This is a genomic window from Granulicatella sp. WM01, assembly GCF_004570605.1.
Lineage (GTDB): Bacteria > Bacillota > Bacilli > Lactobacillales > Aerococcaceae > WM01.
On sequence record NZ_SPPB01000124.1, the window covers coordinates 1 to 1027 of the forward strand.

1 protein-coding gene and 1 pseudogene are annotated in these 1027 nt (G+C 32.0%); both read right to left on the reverse strand.

The annotated features are described in order from the left end of the window. Positions 1-205: pseudogene (locus tag E4T68_RS08935) on the reverse strand (hypothetical protein); the annotation flags it as partial. A gap of 290 nt (positions 206-495) precedes the next feature. Next, positions 496-753 (reverse strand): TfoX/Sxy family protein, encoded by a 258-nt coding sequence (locus E4T68_RS08940; protein ID WP_135126048.1) that lies wholly within the window; start codon positions 751-753, stop codon positions 496-498. Positions 754-1027: the final 274 nt, after the last annotated feature.

A 1027-nucleotide genomic window follows, 5' to 3' on the forward strand; every position in this document is an offset into this window, starting at 1 on the left:
CAGGTAATAATTTTATTTTTCTTAAATAACTCCCATAACGAATCAGCTGATTATGCCCACAATGATGACATTTTTCTATTTTTCTTTCCCAGCTGGCATGAATAATATGATATTTAATATGATGTTGTACGTCTTGAGTTAACCAATTTTCTGGAAATTCAAATTCTTCTTCCAATTTCAATAATTTTCTGGTATTCTTATCCATGTGAAGCACCTCTTTACTATTTTGTCTCAACTTATAGTTTACTGGTTTGCTTCACTTTTTTCTATAAAAAAATAATCGTGTTGGCGAACTTTTTTGTTCACCAACACGATTTATTGTACACCCTTTAAAATAAGCACAGAAAAAGCACATAGCTAAAAGATTTTAGAATCATAAAGCTATGTGCTTTCCTTTTATACTATTCGATGTTTTAGACATATTATAGTTTGTCAAGCTTATTTGGCTTTCTTTGGTTTCTTTTCGGGCAGTTCCGCATCTATGCCGCCTAATAATTATACAATCAAATCGGTATCTTCAAATTTGTCGAATACGTGCATCAGCGTCTTTGAACTTTCATAAGGATAACAAAGTTCTGAGTCTGCAAGAAGTCTATCTGATGTAGGAGTTCTCTTCAGAAACAGTTTATTATTGCAAATATCACCTATCAGCTTGCCGTTAAAATATACAAGGTATCCGCCCATCATAGATTTTATGACAATATCGCCGAATTCAGAAAAAATATCGCAAACATATTCATTAAATTCATTCACTTTGATTGTCTCCCATCAAATACAAATTTATCAAACACTATTTTCACAAAAGCCTCCCACCAAGATGATGGAAGGCTTTAAAGAATGGTTCTATGTCAAATAGGGTTGATGAGGCTGTTATGCACTTAAGTGCATAACAGTCTCAGACTGTTGACAAATATAACTGTCAGCGGTCTTTTTTCGTATAACATTTATTTTATACATTTTTCCTCACTAACTGTTATAATATACATATATAAATTGAAAGGATACACCTACTATGTTCTATCAAGAT